Here is a 16,722-nt window from a genome sequence, read left to right as displayed (position 1 = left end):
CGGCAGGGGTTCCCCTGCGACGGCGACATGTGGCTCTCACGTCAGGTCTTGGCGCCCGCGCGTCTAGTGCGAGCCGTCCGTTCCGGCAAACGCCGGCATTGTAATGCGCTCAGGTCTTCGGCAGTGTGACACCGTGCTGGCCCTGGTACTTGCCGCCCCGGTCGGCGTACGAGGTCTCGCAGACTTCGTCGCTCTCGAAGAACAGCACCTGGGCGCAGCCTTCGCCGGCGTAGATCTTGGCGGGCAGCGGCGTGGTGTTGGAGAACTCCAACGTCACATAGCCTTCCCACTCGGGCTCGAAGGGCGTCACATTGACGATGATGCCGCAGCGGGCATACGTACTCTTGCCCAGGCAGATGGTCAACACGCTGCGCGGAATGCGGAAGTACTCCATCGTGCGCGCCAGCGCGAACGAGTTCGGCGGGATGATGCAGACGTCACCCTTGAAGTCCACGAAGGACTTCTCGTCGAAGTTCTTCGGGTCGACGATGGTGCTGTTGATATTGGTGAAGATCTTGAATTCGTCGGCACAGCGGATGTCGTAGCCGTAGCTCGACGTACCGTACGACACGATCTTGCGCCCGTCAGCCTCCCGCACCTGGCCGGGTTCGAACGGCTCGATCATGCCGTGCTGCTCCGCCATGCGGCGGATCCACTTGTCGGATTTGATGCTCATAGGGTCGGGAGGGGTAAACGCTTAGGCAGAGTGCGCCGAATTGTACAACCAATCCGCCCCGATGCCGGGCCAATTGAAGTGCTGCCTACGCAACAACTTCCTCGGCCAGGCGGTGTTGAAAGCGCTCTTTCCCCGTGTATAGCAAGAAGTGCTTGCCCGTACACCTGGCAAACAGGGTCAGGTTGACGCGCTGCGCCATCTGATAGCCCATCTGCGTCACGCCCGAGCGCGACAGCAGGAAAGGGATACCCATCTGCGCGCCCTTGATCACCATTTCGGAGGTCAGGCGGCCGGTGGTGTAGAACACCTTGTCGTCGCCGCTTATGTCTTCCAGCCACATGCGCCCGGCGATCGCGTCCACGGCGTTGTGGCGGCCCACGTCCTCCACGAACATCAGCAGTTCGCTGCCGCGGAACAGCGCACAGCCATGTACCGAGCCGGCCTGCTTGTACACCGATTGCTGCAGGCGGATGGTGTCGATGATGGCGTACAGGGTGTCCTGGTCGAGCATGGCGCCGACGGGCAGCCGGATATTGTCGATCTCGTCGAGCAGTGAGCCGAATACCGTGCCCTGCCCGCAGCCGGTCGTCACCACGCGGCGCGCGGTGCGTTCCTCGATGCGGTCAACGCCCGTCCTGGTCGTCACGGCTGCCGATTCGGTTTCCCAGTCGACCTGCACGGCGGCGATGTCCTCGATCGATTCCACCAGCCGCTGGTTGCGCAGGTAGCCAAGCACGAGGTGCTCGGGCGCGCCACCCAGCGTCATCAGCGTGACCAGTTCGCGCTTGTCGAGATAGACCGTCAGCGGGCGCTCCCCGGGCAGGTACGCGGGGCGGGCGCGCCCGAGCTCGTCGACGACTTCCACTTCTTCGATCAGGGGAACGGCCGCGTGGGTAAGTTCGGGACGCAGAGGCATGGGGGGCGAGATCGGGGCTGCTCAGGTTTGCCCCATACGCCAGCCTGGCAAGCGATGGGGCCTGGATTACGGCGCCTTTGCAGGCGATTGTACTGCCGCCGAGGCGGCGGGGGCGGCTGGCGCCTCAGGCGGCACGAATGGCCCCGGATCCACGCAGGCGGCGGTCTGCACAGGGGCGTGAGTTTCCTTGCCGCCGGCCTTCATGTCGCTGTAGTAGCGTGCCGCGGTCTTGTCCTGGGACTTGCACAGCTGGAAGGCCGCGACCTTGTCGGCCCAGGCCGACTTCGCCTTGGTCTCCTCGGCCTTGGCCTTCTGCGCATCGGTCGGCGGCGGCAGCTTGGCCAGCGTGGCCTGGGTTGCGACGGCGCCGGCGGCCAGCGCAACCAGCATCAGGAAGCGTTTCATGGTCGGTATCCGTGAAGGAGCGTCAATGTCCGTACCTCAGGCCTCGCCCGGATTGCGCCGGCGGGCAGCACCGGCATCCGGCGTCGGCGAGCGCTGGGCCGGGATCTTGCCAGCCTTGATATCGTCGTACCAATGCTCGTGATGCTCCCTGGCCCAGGCCTCGTCGACCCAGCCGTCGCGCATGGCACGGTAGGCGCCTTCCATGCCGATGGTGCCCATGTAGATGTGGCCAAGCGACATCGCGATCATCAGCACGGCGGCAATGCCGTGGATCACGTTGGCGATCTGCATGGTGGCGCGGTAGTAATCGAGCCCCGGCACGATCATGTCGAGCACCCACCCGGACGCGGACAGCACCAGCCCGAAGATCACCAGCCCGCCCCAGAACCACATCTTCTCGCCTGCATTGAAGCGGCCGCTCGGCACGTGCTTGCCGCTGGCCAGGCCGCCGAGGCTGGTTATCCAGTCGAGGTCGTCACGGCTGGGCAGGTTGCTGCGCACAAAGATCACGAAGGCAACGACGATCGACAGCGTGAACACGGGGCCCGCCAGGTTATGGATGTTCTTCAGCAGGTAGCTGAGCCAGCCGAACAGCGTATGCCCCATCACCGGCAGCAGGAAATGCTTGCCGAACAGCATCACGATGCCCGACACCGCCAGCAGCACGAACGAGATCGCCATGGTCCAGTGGACGATGCGCTCGAACGGCGTGAAGCGTTCGATCATGCGGCCGGTGCGCGGCTCGCGCAGCGGGATGGTGCCGCGCCAGAGGAAGAAGCCCAGGATCGCCAATGGCACCACGACCAGCAGCCAGCCGCCCCACACGGTGATCACGCCATTGCGGAACAGGCGCCACTGCTGCCCGGTACGCTGGATCAGCACGCCGGCTTCCTTGGCCGGCAGGCTGCTGTAGTGGGCCTGGTCGGAATTGACCTCCCGCCAGACCGGCGCGTTATTGCCCGGCTGCGTCACAGTGCGTTCCTGCTGCGACCTGGCTTCGTTGGCAACGTCGCGGCGCGGCACGTTGAAAATGTTCTCCGAGGCAATGCCGGCGAACGGCTGCACCGGATGCGTGGCCGGGTTGTTCGCGTCCGCGGCCTGCATGGACTGGGCGGCCGGCGGCGCCGAGGCCGGCGCCTGCGCCTGCGCAACAGCGGCGCCGCCGCTTGTGAACGTCAGCATGGCCAGCGCGCCTGCGGCAAGCCAGGCACGCCAGGGGCACCTAATCTGCGTGGGCCTCATATGCGCTCCTTTGGGTCACCCCGCCTTGCCTGCGACGCAGTCATGGCGTGCGGTTGTATTCGTTCTGCAGCTGGTTGCGCTGGCGGATCTGGTTGTCCCAGGTGGTCTTGTCACCAGCTGTCCAACCCTTGACGACAAACGGGTCGTCCGGCGCGCCCTGGTAGGCCGGCGCATCCGACTTCTTGTGCGAGGCCGTCGCGGTCTGGGCCTTTTCGCCACAGCCCGCGAGCAGCAGGCTGGCCACGGCCAGCATGGCGGCCATCGGAATGTGCGTCATGACGGTTGCCCTCCGTTGCCCGCGGCGGGGGCCGGGTTGGCCGGCGCCGCCGGTGCTGCAGGCGCCTGCTGCGCACCGCCCTTGGTCCCGTATGCGGTGCCCCAGCCGAACACATCGCCGCCCTTGCCGCGCTTGATCACGCGGTTGCGCAGGATGTCGGCGATCACGTCGCCGTCGCCGCCGAGCAGCGCCTTGGTCGAGCACATTTCCGCGCACAGCGGCAGCTTGCCTTCGGCCAGCCGGTTGCGGCCGTACTTCTCGAATTCGGCCTCCGAGCCGTTCTTCTCGGGTCCGCCCGCGCAGAAGGTGCACTTGTCCATCTTGCCGCGCACGCCGAAGGTGCCCGTGGACGGGAACTGCGGCGCGCCGAACGGGCACGCGTAAGAGCAGTAGCCGCAGCCGATGCAGACGTCCTTGTCGTGCAGCACCACGCCATCCTCGGTGCGGTAGAAGCAGTCGACCGGGCAGACCGCCATGCAGGGGGCGTCCGAGCAGTGCATGCAGGCCACGGAGATCGATTTCTCCGCGCCGACCATGCCGTCGTTGATGGTGACCACGCGGCGCCGGTTCACGCCCCACGGCACCTCGTGCTCGTTCTTGCAGGCAGTGACGCAGCTGTTGCACTCGATGCAGCGTTCGGCGTCACAGATAAATTTCATGCGTGCCATGATGTCATCCTGCCCTTATGCAAAGCGTTCGATCTGGCAGATCGTGGTCTTGGTTTCCTGCATCATCGTGACCGAGTCGTACCCATACGTGGTGGCCGTGTTGACGGCCTCGCCGCGCACGACCGGCATCGCGCCGTCGGGGTAGTACTCCTTCAGGTCCTTGCCCTGCCACCAGCCCGAGAAGTGGAACGGGATGAAGGCCGTATCGGGGCCGACGCGCTCCGTCACCAGCGCACGTACCTTGATGCGGGCGCCGGTCGGCGTCTTGACCCAGCAGAAGTCGCCGTTGCGGATGCCGCGGTCGGAGGCGGCGCGCGGGTTGATCTCGACGAAGTTCTCCTGCTGCAGTTCGGCCAGCCACGGGTTCGAACGGGTTTCCTCGCCGCCGCCCTCGTACTCCACCAGGCGGCCTGACGTCAGGATGATCGGGAACTTCTCGTAGATCTTGTTCTCGACGTTGCGCTGCTGCACGGTCTTGTACAGCGTGGGCAGGCGCCAGAACGCCATCTTGTCGTCGTGGGTCGGATACTTCGCGACCATGTCGGGCCGTGTGGAATACAGCGGCTCGCGGTGCTGCGGAATCGGGTCCGGGAAGTTCCACACCACGGCACGCGCCTTGGCATTGCCGAACGGGTGGCAGCCATGCACCTTGAGCACCACGCGCTGGATGCCGCCCGAGAGGTCGGTCTTCCAGTTCTTGCCTTCGGCGGCCTTCTTCTCGTCGTCGGTCAGGTCGTCCCACCAGCCCAGCTTCTTGAGCAGCACGTGGTCGAACTCGGGATAGCCCGTGGTGATCTCGGCCCCCTTCGAGTATGAACCGTCCTCGGCCAGCAGGTTGACGCCATCGCGCTCCACGCCGAAGTTCGCGCGGAAGTTGCCGCCGCCATCCATCACATGCTTGCTGGTGTCGTACAGGTTCGGCGAGCCAGGGTGCTTGAGTTCCGGATTGCCGTAGCACGGCCATGGCAGGCCGAAGTAGTCGCCGGTCAGGTCGTAGCCGGTCGCGGCATCCTTGCCGCCGCTGCAGCGCAACGTCTTCACGTCGAACATCTGCATATTGCGCATATGCGCCTTGAGGCGTTCGGGCGACTGGCCGGTGTAGCCGATGGTCCAGTTGCTGCGGTTGATCTCGCGCAGGATCGACTCGGTCTCCGGCTCCATCCAGGTACGGCCGGCGCGCTTGACCTCGATCATCTTGTAGTTCTTCGACAGCTCCTTGCCAAAGCCGAGCTTGTCGGCAAAGGCCTGCATGATGGTCTGGTCGGGCATCGACTCGAACAGCGGCTCGATGACCTTCTCGCGCCATTGCAGCGAACGGTTGGAGGCCGTGCAGGAGCCCGAGGTTTCGAACTGCGTGCAGGCCGGCAAAAGGTAGACCGCGCGGTTCGGATTGACCTTGTCGCCTTCGGGCGGCGGCATGTTGGCCATGGCCGCGGTGGCGGACGGATACGGGTCGACCACGACCAGCAGGTCGAGCTTGTCCATGGCCTTCTTCATTTCCAGGCCGCGCGTCTGCGAGTTCGGCGCATGGCCCCAGAAGAACACGCCGCGCACGTTGTTGTCCTGGTCGATCAGCTCGTTCTTCTCGGTGACCATGTCGATCCAGCGCGACACGGTCGAGCCGGACTTCTCCATCATCGCCTGCGACACGAACTGCTTCTTGATCCATTCGTAGTCGACGCCCCACACCGCCGCATAGTGCTTCCACGCGCCCGTGGCCAGGCCGTAGTAGCCGGGCAGCGAATCCGGGTTGGGCCCGACGTCGGTGGCGCCCTGCACGTTGTCATGGCCGCGGAAGATGTTGGCACCGCCGCCGGAGACACCGATATTGCCGAGCGCGAGCTGCACGATGCACGAGGCGCGCACGATCGCGTTGCCGATCGTGTGCTGGGTCTGCCCCATGCACCAGACCAGCGTGCTGGGCCGGTTCTTCGCCATGATCTCGGCCACCATCTTCACCTGTGCCTCGGGCACGCCGCAGACTTCCTCGACCTTGTCGGGCGCCCACTTGGCCAGGATCTCCTCCTTGACCTTGTCCATGCCATAGACACGGTCGTGCAGGAACTTCTGGTCCTCCCAGCCATTCTGGAAGACGTGGTACAGCACGCCGAACAGGAAGGCGATATCGGTGCCCGAGCGAATGCGCACATAGTGGTCCGCCTTGGCAGCGGTGCGCGTATAGCGCGGATCCACCACGATCACCTTGCAGCCGTTCTCCTTCGCGTGCAGCAGGTGCAGCATCGACACCGGGTGCGCCTCGGCCGCGTTGGAGCCGATATAAAGAGCCGCCTTCGCGTTCTGCATATCGTTGTACGAGTTGGTCATCGCCCCGTAGCCCCAGGTATTCGCCACGCCTGCCACGGTGGTGGAGTGGCAGATGCGCGCCTGGTGGTCGGTGTTGTTGGTGCCGAAGAACGACACCCATTTGCGCATCAGGTAGGCCTGCTCGTTGCTGTGCTTGGACGAGCCGATGAAGAACATCGAATCCGGCCCGGTCTGCTGGCGGATCTCCTTCATCTTGGCGGTGATCTCGTCGAGCGCCTGGTCCCAGCTGATGCGCTGGTACTTGCCGTTGACCAGCTTCATCGGGTACTTCAGGCGATATTCGCCGTGGCCATGCTCGCGCAGCGCGGCGCCCTTGGCGCAGTGCGCGCCCATATTGATGGGCGAGTCGAACACCGGCTCCTGCCGCACCCATACGCCGTTCTGCACCACGGCATCGACGGCGCAGCCCACCGAGCAATGGCCGCACACGGTACGCTTCACGACAATGCCGCCCTTGCCTTCCGCGGCCGCGACGGTCTTGTCATCGGCGGCGTCGGCCTTGCGCAGCAGCGCCAGTTGCGAAGCGGCCAGCCCCACCCCGACGCCGATGCCGGAACGCTTGAGGAAACTGCGCCGGTCCATGGTCGGCATGGCACCGGCAAGGCCCGCGGCGAGCCGCGTGGAAAGCCGGCCGGATCCGGCAGTTGCGCTGGCCTGCGCCAGACCGTCAGCGAGCCGGGTCGATGCGCCCTGCGCCGCGCGTTTGCGGGTCAAGATCATGTCTCACCTCAGCAGAGGAAAGCAGGCATCCAGCAGATGCGGAGTAGGCGGGGCCGCGCATGCCGGCCCGCCGGCATGCTCACACCAGCGTGGTGCGGTAGTACTTGCGAATGTGTTCGGAAACGCGATAGCCCTTGCTGTCCGACGGTACGTCGGCGGGCTCGGGAATGACGGCACTCCCGACGGGCGCGGCAGGACCGCGCGCGGTCAGCGACGCTGCGCCGGCGGCCGCAGCGACAACTCCAGCGCCCGCGAGAAACGTGCGGCGTGCGACCCTGGGTTGCTTCTCTCTCATGTAAGGCACTCCTCGGTTCGGCGTTGGCGCGCCGATGATTCAGCCGTTATGCGTTCTTATGCATATTCTAGGTGCAACCTGGCTGAAAGACCATGCCGATCCCGGGTTAATCCCTATATGCGAGGGCGATGTATTCAATGCATCTCGAGTGCCACGGCCTCGACCTCCGCGAAGGCCTGCATCAGTCCGGCAACGCTGCGATAGAAGCGCGCTTGTGGATGGCTGCTTAGTGCATCGCACAATTTTCCGATCCAGGGCTGCATGTGCCGCGCGTAGAAGCGCTGCTGTTCGCCCAGATTGGAAATGGCGATATCCTCGCCGGCAACCAGGAAGCGCATCACCTCGCACAGCGTCGCCACGTGGTCCTCGGTCTCGCTGACATCGTCATGCCGCACCAGCCCGTAGCGGTCCAGGTCATCGCGCAAGGCCACCAGCGGGCGTTCGTTCAGGAAGCCGGTCAGGTAGTAGGACCCATACAGGAAGACCTCCTGGCGGCCCACACCTAGGAACAGTTCACGGTACTCGTCAGCCGCCTCGGCCTCGGTCGTGGCCGATGCCGCATTGCACAAGATATTCCATGCTCGACCCAATACCGTGTCCGAATCGTCGTCCGGTGCGCGGTTGGCAGCGATGTGATGAAGCAGCGCCGCGTCCGGCGCCCGGTAGAACAGCGTGGCCAGGAGACCATAAAGATCGGCACGGGCAATGTCCTCGGCATCGTCGGCGTGCGCAGGGGGTGTCAGCTGGATGGGCTGGAAATCTGTCATATCGTGATGTTCCTTGTCTGGGCGGAAGCGCTTACCGCAGCGTGGCACCGCTGACCGCTCCTGGATCGCGCTCCATCATGTCGATCACGCGGCAATCGGGGCACATCTTCAGGCGCTCGGCGGCAGCACCGGCAAAGGCGGGGTGCCCGGCCAGGCGGACCAGCATCGACTCCACCATCTGCGCGGTGCCGAACGGCTTGCCACAGCGCACGCAATGGAACGGCTGCGACTCGTTGAGCGTGACGGTGCGCCGCGCCGCATCACCGGCCAGCAGGCGCGGGACGAGCGTGATCGCGTTCTCGGGGCAGGTCTTCTCGCACAGGCCACATTGCACGCAGTTGCGCTCGAGAAAGCCAAGCACCGGGCGCTCCGGATTGTCGCGCAGCGCCTGGGTCGGGCACGCGCCCACGCAGGCCATGCAGAGCGTGCAGGCAGCGGTGTCCACCGCCACGGCCCCGATCGGCGCCGCCGCCGGAAGCGGCACGATGTCGGCCGGAACCGGCGCGTGGCGCGCGAGGTGGTCTAGCGCGAACTCGAGCATCTCGCGCTTGGCGGCCACGGCACCGAACGGCGCCGGCGGCAATTCGCGCAGCGCCGGGCGCAGCGCGGCAAGCCCCGCGTCCAGCGACGCGGCGTCGCCCGCCTCGACCAGGGACACCGCGCCACCGTCGTAGCCGAGCCCGGCCAGCAGCGACCGGGCGACATCGACCTGCCCGATCAGCGCAGTGCGGTACTGCGGCGCCTCGTCACCGATCAGCAGCACCGCCACACGCGCCGCGCCCCAGCACAGCGCCGCAAGCCAGAGCTCCAGCCCCGCGGCGGCCGGATGAAACAGCGGCACCGGCATCACGTTCGGAGGTATGCCTTGCGCCTGTCCGGCACGCGCCGCGCGGCCAAGGGCCAGGATGGCCGGCGTGCCGGAGGCATCGCCGTGCAGCAACACCACGGCGTCGCGTCCGCCCGCCGAGCGGTAGGCCGACAGCAGCGTGCGCAAGCGCATGCCCAGCATCTCCGGGCCCGGATAGGCATAGCTGATCGCCCCGCTCGGGCAAACCGTGGTACACGCGCCGCAGCCCATGCAGAGATTGGGCGTGACCTCGATGCGTCCCTTGCCGTCATGCCACTGCGAGCGGATCGCCTGCGTCGAGCAGATGTCGATGCAGGCGGTGCACCCCGTGGTCTGGTTGCGGCCGTGGGCGCACAGGCTTTCCTTGTAGCGGAAGAATTTCGGCTTCTCGAACTCGCCGACGAGCTGTGTCAGGGCCAGTGCCTGTTGCTGCTGGCGCAGCGCATCAGCGCCGGCATGCAGGTAGCCTTGCGGCGGCTGGTGCATGGTGAAGGCCGGCGCGTCGTTGAGATCGAAGACCAGGTCGAAACGTGCCTCGGCGGTTGCTGCCGGCCGATCGAAATCAATCGCGGCAGCCGCGCCGCATGCCCGCACGCAATCGCGGTGCGCGCGGCAACGGTCCATGTCGATCTGGTAGCTGAAGTCGATCGCCTGTTCCGGGCAGGCTTCGATGCAGGCATTGCATCGCGTGCAGAGATCCAGATCGATGGGATTGCTGCGGCCCGCACCGGTCTCCCAGGTCGCGGCAAACGCGCCGAGCCAGCCGGTCAACGCTTGCAGCGTGCCGCTGTGTACGGGGTAGGCCCGCTGCGCGGGAACAATTCCGGGCGCCACACGGCGATGTGGCGCAGTACCGGCGGGCAGCAGCACGGTGACTTCCAGCGACATGGCCGCAAGCCGCTCGGCCCAGGGCAAGGCACGGTCGGCGGGCCCCATCACGAGCACGGTGCCTTCGGAGCGGTAGTCCACCACCGGCACGGGCTCCGGCTCCGGCAGTGCGGCCACGGCCAGCAATGCCGCGATCTTGGCGTTGGCGGTCCTGGGATCGCGCTTCGCGCCCTGGGACCAGCCTCCGGTCTCGCGGATGTTCACGAAACGCACGGGAGCGATCACCACGGTGCGGCCATCGGTGCCGCGCGCGGCCTCGGCCGCGATCTCCGCGAACAGGTGCTGCTCTTGCGTGCAGGCGACGATCACGTCATCGGTACCATCGAGCGCGGCGGTGAAATCACCGATTTCCCTGCGGCACAGCAGGCGGTGTACCTTCAGCGGCGTCCCACTGGCTTGCGACAGCGCCGCCCCGTCAAGCGGCATGGTGTCATTGCAATTGCAGATCAGCGTCGGCATGGCGAATGCGGCTGACCGGCCCGGGCGCCCTTTCTTGCGAGAGTCTGCAGGCCGGGAATTTGTGAGGGAGTCCTATTGTAGGACCGGTGTATGCGGGAAGCTACGCGTGTTTGTCCGGGTACGGCTCAGTCACATGGGCGGGTGCTTCGGGCACCCCGGCATCGTCCTGTCCTTCGTCGGACAAGGCCGGCGCAGCCTGCGCGGCGCCTTCCGGCAACGCCGCCGACTCCGTCGGCTCCGGTGCATCCGCGGGGTCGAATAACCCCAGCGCCTCGGACTGCCGCAGGCGACGCAACACATCCAATGGAATGGGGTCCGGCTTGCCGTAGTCGTCGATGTAAGTGTCGAGCCCGTCCATCACATTGAAGTGCGGGTCGGCAAACAAGGTCTTGAGCGCGGCGCGCTTGACGCCTTCATCCACGCCGCGCGCGACAAAGCGCGCGATATTGTCACCCGGCCGAAGCCGCGCCACGTCCGCCATGGTGGGAAAGTCGACCGGCGCTTCTGCGGCCGTTGCAGGAGCCTGAGCACCGGTTGCCGGCAACGGTGCGGGAGGAACGGGATCGGGAACCGGCGCCTCGTCCGGCACGGTACCGCCGTCCCGCACCGTAGCCTTGCGGCGCGACCAGCGTGACAGGAAGGACGAGTCGCTCATGGCTGGCAGCCGTCAGTAGCGTGCGCGATCCTGCGGCGCCTTGAACGACTCGGGCCGGCGGCGCTGCTTGGGTTCGGGACGATAGTTCTGGTCGACGTAGGCCTGCAGCCATTCGCGCTGGTCGGCGGCAAGCGGCACGTTCTCGACGGTTTCGCCGGCATCGAGCCAGCGCCCCGCCTCGTTGTAGGACAGGGAGACGGTGACGGGCACCGGCCGCGCCTCGTCCGCGGGAACATCTTCCTGCATGCGCCAGTGCACGAACCAGCAGGGCTGCGTCGAGGTGAGGTTGAGGTAGTAGCCTTCGCCCTGGTCATGGAACAGCACGACCTCGAAGCCCGGATAGAGCCAGCGCGCGCCGTGCTCGTCCTGTGCCAGGCACATGGGGGCGGTGCCGAACTCGCCCAGGTCCGGCCAGACCGCGTCGAGCTCCCATTTCCAGGGCTGCCAGCGGCTCGCCAGCGCCACCTTGCGCATGACCACCGCCATCGTGACGGCGGGGCGGGCTTGCGGCGCGGGCGTGTCCATGGCGTTGGCCTCAGGTGTTCTGCACCACGATGCTGGGGAACTTGCTGGTCATGTCGCGCGCCTTGTCGGCCACCTTGATGGCCACCTTGCGTGCGATGCCGCGATACAGTTCCGCCACTGGGCTGTCGGGATCGGAAACCACGGTCGGACGGCCCGAATCCGCCTGCTCGCGGATCGACAGGTTCAGCGGCAGGCTGCCCAGCAGCTCGACGCCGTAGTCGGCGCACATCTTCTCGCCGCCGCCGTGACCGAAGATGTGCTCGACATGGCCGCAGTTCGGGCAGCAGTACACCGCCATGTTCTCGACGATGCCAAGGATGGGGATGCCCACCTTCTCGAACATCTTCAGGCCCTTCTTGGCGTCCAGCAGCGCGATGTCCTGCGGCGTGGTCACGATCACCGCGCCGGTCACGGGCACCTTCTGCGACAGCGTGAGCTGGATGTCGCCCGTGCCGGGCGGCATGTCGACGATCAGGTAATCGAGGTCGTGCCAGTTGGTCTGGCGCAGCAGCTGCTCCAGGGCCGACGTGACCATCGGGCCGCGCCATACCATCGGGTTGTCCTGCTCGATCAGGAAACCGATCGAGTTGGCCTGCACGCCGTGGCCTTCCAGCGGCTCCATGGTCTGGCCGTCGGACGATTCGGGACGGCCGTCGATGCCCAGCATCATCGGCAGGCTGGGACCATAGATGTCCGCGTCGAGCATGCCGACGCGCGCGCCTTCCGCCGCCAGGGCCAGCGCCAGGTTGACCGCCGTGGTGGATTTGCCGACACCGCCCTTGCCCGAAGCGACGGCGATCACGTTCTTCACCCCCGGCAGCAGCTTGACACCGCGCTGCACCGCATGGGCGACGATCTTCATGCTGACGCTGACGCTCACGTTGCTGACGCCGGGCAATTGCCGCACCGCAGCAACGACCAGCTTGCGGATCGGATCGAACTGGCTCTTACCCGGATAACCGAGTTCCACCTCCAGCGATACTTCGCCGCCGTCGACGCGAATGTTCCTGGCCGAGCGGGTGGACACCAGGTCCTTGCCCGTGTTGGGGTCGATCACCGTGCGCAGGACTTCCGTGACCTGTTCAGTGCTGAGGCTCAAGACAAACTCCGCTTTTATGTAGAGGGTGGGGACGGGCTAATGTATCAAAGTATGAAGCAGCGGCCATCAGGACCGCGAATTGGCGTACAAGCCCTTGCCTGCCTTATGGGATTACAGACATTTACAAATCTCACAAGCTTGCACTTGTGCGCGCGCCGCCATATCCATATTGTAGTGCCCCAGTGTTGCATAGGGCCCCGCCCTGCCTGCTTGCCTGCGGCGCGACGGCATGGCACGTGCACTGGCCGCTACTAAACGGCGTTACCATCTGCGTTGCAGCAGCAAAAGAACTTCTACGGGAAACATCAGAAGGAGAAAGCATGAAATTCAAGTTCGCCACCGTCTCGCTCGCCGCGGCCACCTTGCTGGCCGCCGGCTGCGCCACCGAACAACAGACTCACACGGCCGTCGGGACCGGCGTGGGTGCTGCAGTGGGTGCGGGACTGGGCAATCTGATCGGCGGCAACACCACTGGCACGCTGGTCGGCGCGGCGGTGGGCGGTGCCATTGGCGGCGCCACCGGCTACAACTGGAACGCCATCCGCGGCAAGCTGAACAAGGACACGGCCGGCACCGGCACCCAGATCACCGAGCAGCCGGATGGCTCGCTCAAGGTCAATATCCCGAGCCAGGTCACCTTCGACACCGACAGCGCCACGATCAAGCCGTCGTTCCGCTCGGTACTCGACCAGGTGGCCCAGACGCTGGGCCAGCACCAGGACGTGAGCGCCAATGTCGTCGGCCATACCGACAGCACCGGCAACGCGCAATACAACATGCAGCTCTCGCAGCGCCGCGCCCAGAGCGTCGCCAGCTACCTGGGTGACCGCGGAGTCTCGCGCAACCGCCTGTCGGCCGAGGGCCGGGGCCAGACCCAACCGGTGGCGGACAACGCCACCGAGGCCGGCCGGACACAAAATCGCCGTGTCGAAATTTTTTTGAAACCAATTCAAGGGTGACCTAGTCATAGAGACAGGTACCGCTTGCCACCGTTGCTGGCTCGCGATGGGTGGCTGACCTCCCGGGCGGTGCCTGATTTCTCCTCCTTTTCCGTTGTGGAAAGCTGCGCCGGCTCTAACCGGCGCTTTTTTTTGGCTTCAGCAAAATGAGTGCCCGTTACGTCACTCAATGGGTTTCCGAGTTTTCACCTTGCGGCAATACCGGCCGCGCTCCGCGGTGCTTGCTAAAATAGCCCTTTCGCAGTTGGCGCCTGGCTCCGCCGCGGCTGCTGCTTCGATTGCTTCCCCCGTCATCCCCACCGGCTCTTTTCCATGACCGCACGTCGTATCCTCGTCACATCTGCCCTGCCATATGCCAACGGCCAGATTCATATCGGCCACCTGGTGGAATACATCCAGACCGACATCTGGGTGCGCTTCCAGCGCATGATGGGCAACGAGGTTTACTACGTCGGCGCCGACGACACCCACGGCACGCCGGTCATGTTGCGTGCCGAGAAGGAAGGCATTACGCCGAAGCAGCTGATCGACCGCGTCTGGACCGAGCACAAGCGCGACTTCGACAGCTTCCTGGTGTCGTTCGACAACTACTACAGCACCGACGCCGAGGAAAACCGCGAGCTGTGCGAGAAGATCTACCTGGCCTTGAAGGCCGACGACCTGATCGCCGAGCGCGAGGTCGAGCAGTTCTATGACCCGGTCAAGAACATGTTCCTGCCGGACCGCTTCATCAAGGGCGAGTGCCCGAAGTGCGGCGCCAAGGACCAGTACGGCGACTCGTGTGAGGTCTGCGGCACGACATACGTGCCGACCGACCTGAAGAACCCGTACTCGGTAGTCTCCGGCGCCACCCCGGTGCGCAAGTCGTCCACGCACTTCTTCTTCAAGCTGTCCGACCCGCGCTGCGAGACCTTCCTGCGCGAGTGGGTGGCCGACCTGGCGCAGCCCGAAGCCGCCAACAAGATGCAGGAATGGCTGGGCAGCGAAGGCGAAGCCTCGACCCTGTCCGACTGGGACATCTCGCGCGACGCGCCCTACTTCGGCTTCGAGATCCCGGGCGCGCCGGGCAAGTACTTCTACGTGTGGCTGGACGCGCCGATCGGCTACTACGCGAGCTTCAAGAACCTGGCCGAGAAGAAGGGCATCGACTTCGACGCCTGGGTCGGCCCGCACTCCACGGCCGAGCAGTACCACTTCATCGGCAAGGACATCCTGTACTTCCACACGCTGTTCTGGCCGGCCATGCTGCGCTTCTCGGGCTACCGCACGCCGACCAACGTGTTCGCGCACGGCTTCCTGACGGTGGACGGCGCCAAGATGAGCAAGTCGCGCGGCACCTTCATCACCGCGCAGAGCTATGTCGACACCGGCATGAACCCGGAATGGCTGCGCTACTACTTCGCCGCCAAGCTCAATGCGAGCATGGAAGACCTGGACCTGAACCTGGACGACTTCATCGCCCGGGTCAACAGCGACCTGATCGGCAAGTACGTCAACATCGCCAGCCGCGCCGCGGGCTTCCTTGTCAAGCGTTTCGAGGGCAAGGTCGACGAGGCCGCGCTGGCCCATCCGCTGCTGGAGCAGCTGCGCCAGGCCGCCCCGCAGATCGCCCACCTGTATGAAGCGCGCGAGTACAGCAAGGCGCTGCGCCAGGTGATGGAACTGACCGACGCCGTCAACGCTTTCGTCGATACCGAAAAGCCCTGGGAACTGGCCAAGGACGAGGCCAAGCGCCCGGCGCTGCACGCCGCGTGCTCGGTGTCGCTCGAAGCCTTCCGCCTGCTGACGGTCTATCTGAAGCCGGTGGTGCCGACGATGGCCGCTGGCGTGGAGCGATTCCTCAATGTCGAGCCGCTGGACTGGCGCGCCATCGACAAGCAGTTGTCGGCCGCGAGCCCGGTGCAGCCGTACCAGCACCTGATGACCCGTGTCGATGCGAAGCAGATCGACGCGCTGCTGGCAGCCAACCGCGAGTCCCTGCAGGCCACGGCGCCGGCCGCAGCCGCATCGGCCGCATCGATCGAGCCGATCGCCGACACCATCACGATCGACGACTTCGCCAAGATCGACCTGCGGGTCGCCAAGATCGTCGAATGCCAGAAGGTCGAAGGCTCCAGCAAGCTGCTGCAGCTCACGCTCGACCTTGGCGAGGGCCGCACGCGCAATGTGTTCTCGGGTATCCAGTCGGCCTACTCGCCGGAACAGCTCGTGGGCAAGCTGACCGTGGTGGTCGCCAACCTGGCGCCGCGCAAGATGAAGTTCGGCGTGTCGGAAGGGATGGTGCTGGCGGCTTCGGCGGCGGATGAGAAGGCCAATCCGGGGCTTTATATCCTGGAGCCGCATAGCGGCGCGGTGCCTGGCATGCGGATTGGCTGACCTTGCGGTACGGCAGCATGCAAAACGGCGGCGCCCTCGGGCAGCCGCCGTTTTTTTATCGCAGCAGGGCGATCACCCTCCCCCCATGCGGGAAGGATCGTCGCTTCGCGACGTCGTCGTAACCATGCCATCAGGATTGAAGTGCACATTGAAAAAGGCCTTCTCCTGCGACGACTCCCACCACCGGTAGCCCCACACCTCCTCCTTCTTCAGCGAAAACTTCTCGACCTTGGTCGGCTTGCCCAGCATGCGCCTGACCTGGTCCTGGTTCATGCCAGGCCGCACCCGGGTGAAATTTTCCGCGGTAAGTACCTGCTCGATGCGGGCGACCTTGCCGTCGGCATCGATCGTCACCATCCACGTGGTAGCTCCCTCCGGCCCACGTGGATATTCCAGCCGCCGCGCGCCGCTCTCTTCTTCCCAGGTGGTCTCCGGCTTGCCGGCCTGGCGCAGCACGTCAGCCTCGGTGGACTGCCCCGGCTCGATGCCCTTGAACAACTGGCTATCCGGCTTGACCGAGTTCCACGTTGCGCGAGCGGTGTCGCCGGCCTTCTTCATGGCTTCATCGACCTTCTGCTGGTCGCAGCCGAACAACGCGAGCAAGGAAGCGAACAGTCCCATGG

At 65.5% G+C, this 16,722-nt stretch carries 16 protein-coding genes; 2 read left to right on the top strand and 14 right to left on the bottom strand.

Annotated features, from left to right (window positions below; all coding sequences use genetic code 11):
• Nucleotides 1-109: 109 nt before the first annotated feature.
• From dcd to apbC, 13 genes are all read right to left on the bottom strand, one after another.
• Nucleotides 110-676 carry a dCTP deaminase gene (dcd, locus tag AC3FNH_RS08000; RefSeq protein ID WP_029046089.1) on the bottom strand — a complete coding sequence of 189 codons (567 nt, stop codon included), beginning with the start codon at nt 674-676 and terminating at the stop codon, nt 110-112.
• Between the two features lie 85 nt (nt 677-761).
• On the bottom strand, nt 762-1,592 hold the full coding sequence (locus AC3FNH_RS07995) for a formate dehydrogenase accessory sulfurtransferase FdhD (RefSeq protein WP_488719660.1): 831 nt from the start codon (nt 1,590-1,592) through the stop codon (nt 762-764).
• Nucleotides 1,593-1,658: 66 nt separating this feature from the next.
• Nucleotides 1,659-1,997: a hypothetical protein gene (locus AC3FNH_RS07990; protein ID WP_276098277.1), complete on the bottom strand. Its 339-nt coding sequence runs from the start codon at nt 1,995-1,997 to the stop codon at nt 1,659-1,661.
• 36 nt (nt 1,998-2,033) lie between these two features.
• Nucleotides 2,034-3,239, bottom strand: a complete 1,206-nt coding sequence (locus AC3FNH_RS07985) for a formate dehydrogenase subunit gamma (protein ID WP_488719659.1) — start codon at nt 3,237-3,239, stop codon at nt 2,034-2,036.
• Nucleotides 3,240-3,279: 40 nt separating this feature from the next.
• Nucleotides 3,280-3,516 (bottom strand): hypothetical protein, encoded by a 237-nt coding sequence (locus tag AC3FNH_RS07980; protein WP_276098279.1) that lies wholly within the window; start codon nt 3,514-3,516, stop codon nt 3,280-3,282.
• The gene (gene fdh3B / locus AC3FNH_RS07975; protein WP_276098280.1) at nt 3,513-4,184 is read right to left on the bottom strand and encodes a formate dehydrogenase FDH3 subunit beta; all 672 of its coding nucleotides are present in this window, start codon (nt 4,182-4,184) and stop codon (nt 3,513-3,515) included. Before fdh3B ends, AC3FNH_RS07980 begins: the two co-directional genes overlap by 4 nt.
• 15 nt (nt 4,185-4,199) lie before the next feature.
• Nucleotides 4,200-7,229: a molybdopterin-dependent oxidoreductase gene (locus tag AC3FNH_RS07970; protein WP_488719658.1), complete on the bottom strand. Its 3,030-nt coding sequence runs from the start codon at nt 7,227-7,229 to the stop codon at nt 4,200-4,202.
• Between the two features lie 79 nt (nt 7,230-7,308).
• Nucleotides 7,309-7,524: a formate dehydrogenase gene (locus AC3FNH_RS07965; protein ID WP_276098282.1), complete on the bottom strand. Its 216-nt coding sequence runs from the start codon at nt 7,522-7,524 to the stop codon at nt 7,309-7,311.
• A gap of 134 nt (nt 7,525-7,658) precedes the next feature.
• Nucleotides 7,659-8,291, bottom strand: a complete 633-nt coding sequence (locus AC3FNH_RS07960; RefSeq protein ID WP_488719657.1) for a TorD/DmsD family molecular chaperone — start codon at nt 8,289-8,291, stop codon at nt 7,659-7,661.
• A gap of 31 nt (nt 8,292-8,322) precedes the next feature.
• Nucleotides 8,323-10,485, bottom strand: a complete 2,163-nt coding sequence (locus tag AC3FNH_RS07955; RefSeq protein WP_488719656.1) for a 4Fe-4S dicluster domain-containing protein — start codon at nt 10,483-10,485, stop codon at nt 8,323-8,325.
• A 100-nt stretch (nt 10,486-10,585) separates the two neighbouring features.
• Nucleotides 10,586-11,140, bottom strand: a complete 555-nt coding sequence (locus AC3FNH_RS07950) for a DUF3306 domain-containing protein (protein WP_488719655.1) — start codon at nt 11,138-11,140, stop codon at nt 10,586-10,588.
• 12 nt (nt 11,141-11,152) lie between these two features.
• A complete protein-coding gene (locus AC3FNH_RS07945; protein ID WP_276098287.1) occupies nt 11,153-11,665 on the bottom strand; it encodes a DUF3305 domain-containing protein in 513 nt (170 codons plus the stop codon).
• A gap of 10 nt (nt 11,666-11,675) precedes the next feature.
• Complete coding sequence (gene apbC, locus AC3FNH_RS07940) at nt 11,676-12,764, bottom strand: iron-sulfur cluster carrier protein ApbC (protein WP_488719654.1); 1,089 nt, start codon at nt 12,762-12,764, stop codon at nt 11,676-11,678.
• A gap of 320 nt (nt 12,765-13,084) precedes the next feature.
• Between apbC and AC3FNH_RS07935 the strand changes: the two genes are divergently transcribed.
• Both AC3FNH_RS07935 and metG read left to right on the top strand, forming a co-directional pair.
• Entirely contained in the window at nt 13,085-13,723 is a 639-nt protein-coding gene (locus tag AC3FNH_RS07935) for a YiaD family glycine zipper/OmpA-like lipoprotein (protein WP_276098290.1), read from the top strand.
• A 312-nt stretch (nt 13,724-14,035) separates the two neighbouring features.
• Complete coding sequence (metG, locus tag AC3FNH_RS07930; protein ID WP_488719653.1) at nt 14,036-16,099, top strand: methionine--tRNA ligase; 2,064 nt, start codon at nt 14,036-14,038, stop codon at nt 16,097-16,099.
• 72 nt (nt 16,100-16,171) lie between these two features.
• Here the strand turns inward: metG and bamE are convergent, their stop codons facing one another.
• The gene (bamE, locus tag AC3FNH_RS07925; protein WP_488719652.1) at nt 16,172-16,720 is read right to left on the bottom strand and encodes an outer membrane protein assembly factor BamE domain-containing protein; all 549 of its coding nucleotides are present in this window, start codon (nt 16,718-16,720) and stop codon (nt 16,172-16,174) included.
• Nucleotides 16,721-16,722: the final 2 nt, after the last annotated feature.

Source organism: Cupriavidus sp. 22TCCZM01-5 (genome assembly GCF_057798915.1).
The sequence above is the reverse complement of the archived record's forward strand: the minus strand, read 5'-3'. Positions and strand labels throughout refer to the sequence as shown.

What these genes read in the sequence shown, in the direction of transcription:
- bamE (WP_488719652.1), bottom strand. Translation starts at nt 16,720, where the DNA reads ATGGGACTGTTCGCTTCCTTGCTCGCGTTGTTCGGCTGCGACCAGCAG.
- AC3FNH_RS07995 (WP_488719660.1), bottom strand. Translation starts at nt 1,592, where the DNA reads ATGCCTCTGCGTCCCGAACTTACCCACGCGGCCGTTCCCCTGATCGAA.
- AC3FNH_RS07945 (WP_276098287.1), bottom strand. Translation starts at nt 11,665, where the DNA reads ATGGACACGCCCGCGCCGCAAGCCCGCCCCGCCGTCACGATGGCGGTG.
- dcd (WP_029046089.1), bottom strand. Translation starts at nt 676, where the DNA reads ATGAGCATCAAATCCGACAAGTGGATCCGCCGCATGGCGGAGCAGCAC.
- AC3FNH_RS07980 (WP_276098279.1), bottom strand. Translation starts at nt 3,516, where the DNA reads ATGACGCACATTCCGATGGCCGCCATGCTGGCCGTGGCCAGCCTGCTG.
- AC3FNH_RS07935 (WP_276098290.1), top strand. Translation starts at nt 13,085, where the DNA reads ATGAAATTCAAGTTCGCCACCGTCTCGCTCGCCGCGGCCACCTTGCTG.
- AC3FNH_RS07970 (WP_488719658.1), bottom strand. Translation starts at nt 7,229, where the DNA reads ATGATCTTGACCCGCAAACGCGCGGCGCAGGGCGCATCGACCCGGCTC.
- AC3FNH_RS07950 (WP_488719655.1), bottom strand. Translation starts at nt 11,140, where the DNA reads ATGAGCGACTCGTCCTTCCTGTCACGCTGGTCGCGCCGCAAGGCTACG.
- AC3FNH_RS07960 (WP_488719657.1), bottom strand. Translation starts at nt 8,291, where the DNA reads ATGACAGATTTCCAGCCCATCCAGCTGACACCCCCTGCGCACGCCGAC.
- AC3FNH_RS07990 (WP_276098277.1), bottom strand. Translation starts at nt 1,997, where the DNA reads ATGAAACGCTTCCTGATGCTGGTTGCGCTGGCCGCCGGCGCCGTCGCA.
- AC3FNH_RS07965 (WP_276098282.1), bottom strand. Translation starts at nt 7,524, where the DNA reads ATGAGAGAGAAGCAACCCAGGGTCGCACGCCGCACGTTTCTCGCGGGC.
- AC3FNH_RS07955 (WP_488719656.1), bottom strand. Translation starts at nt 10,485, where the DNA reads ATGCCGACGCTGATCTGCAATTGCAATGACACCATGCCGCTTGACGGG.
- fdh3B (WP_276098280.1), bottom strand. Translation starts at nt 4,184, where the DNA reads ATGGCACGCATGAAATTTATCTGTGACGCCGAACGCTGCATCGAGTGC.
- AC3FNH_RS07985 (WP_488719659.1), bottom strand. Translation starts at nt 3,239, where the DNA reads ATGAGGCCCACGCAGATTAGGTGCCCCTGGCGTGCCTGGCTTGCCGCA.
- metG (WP_488719653.1), top strand. Translation starts at nt 14,036, where the DNA reads ATGACCGCACGTCGTATCCTCGTCACATCTGCCCTGCCATATGCCAAC.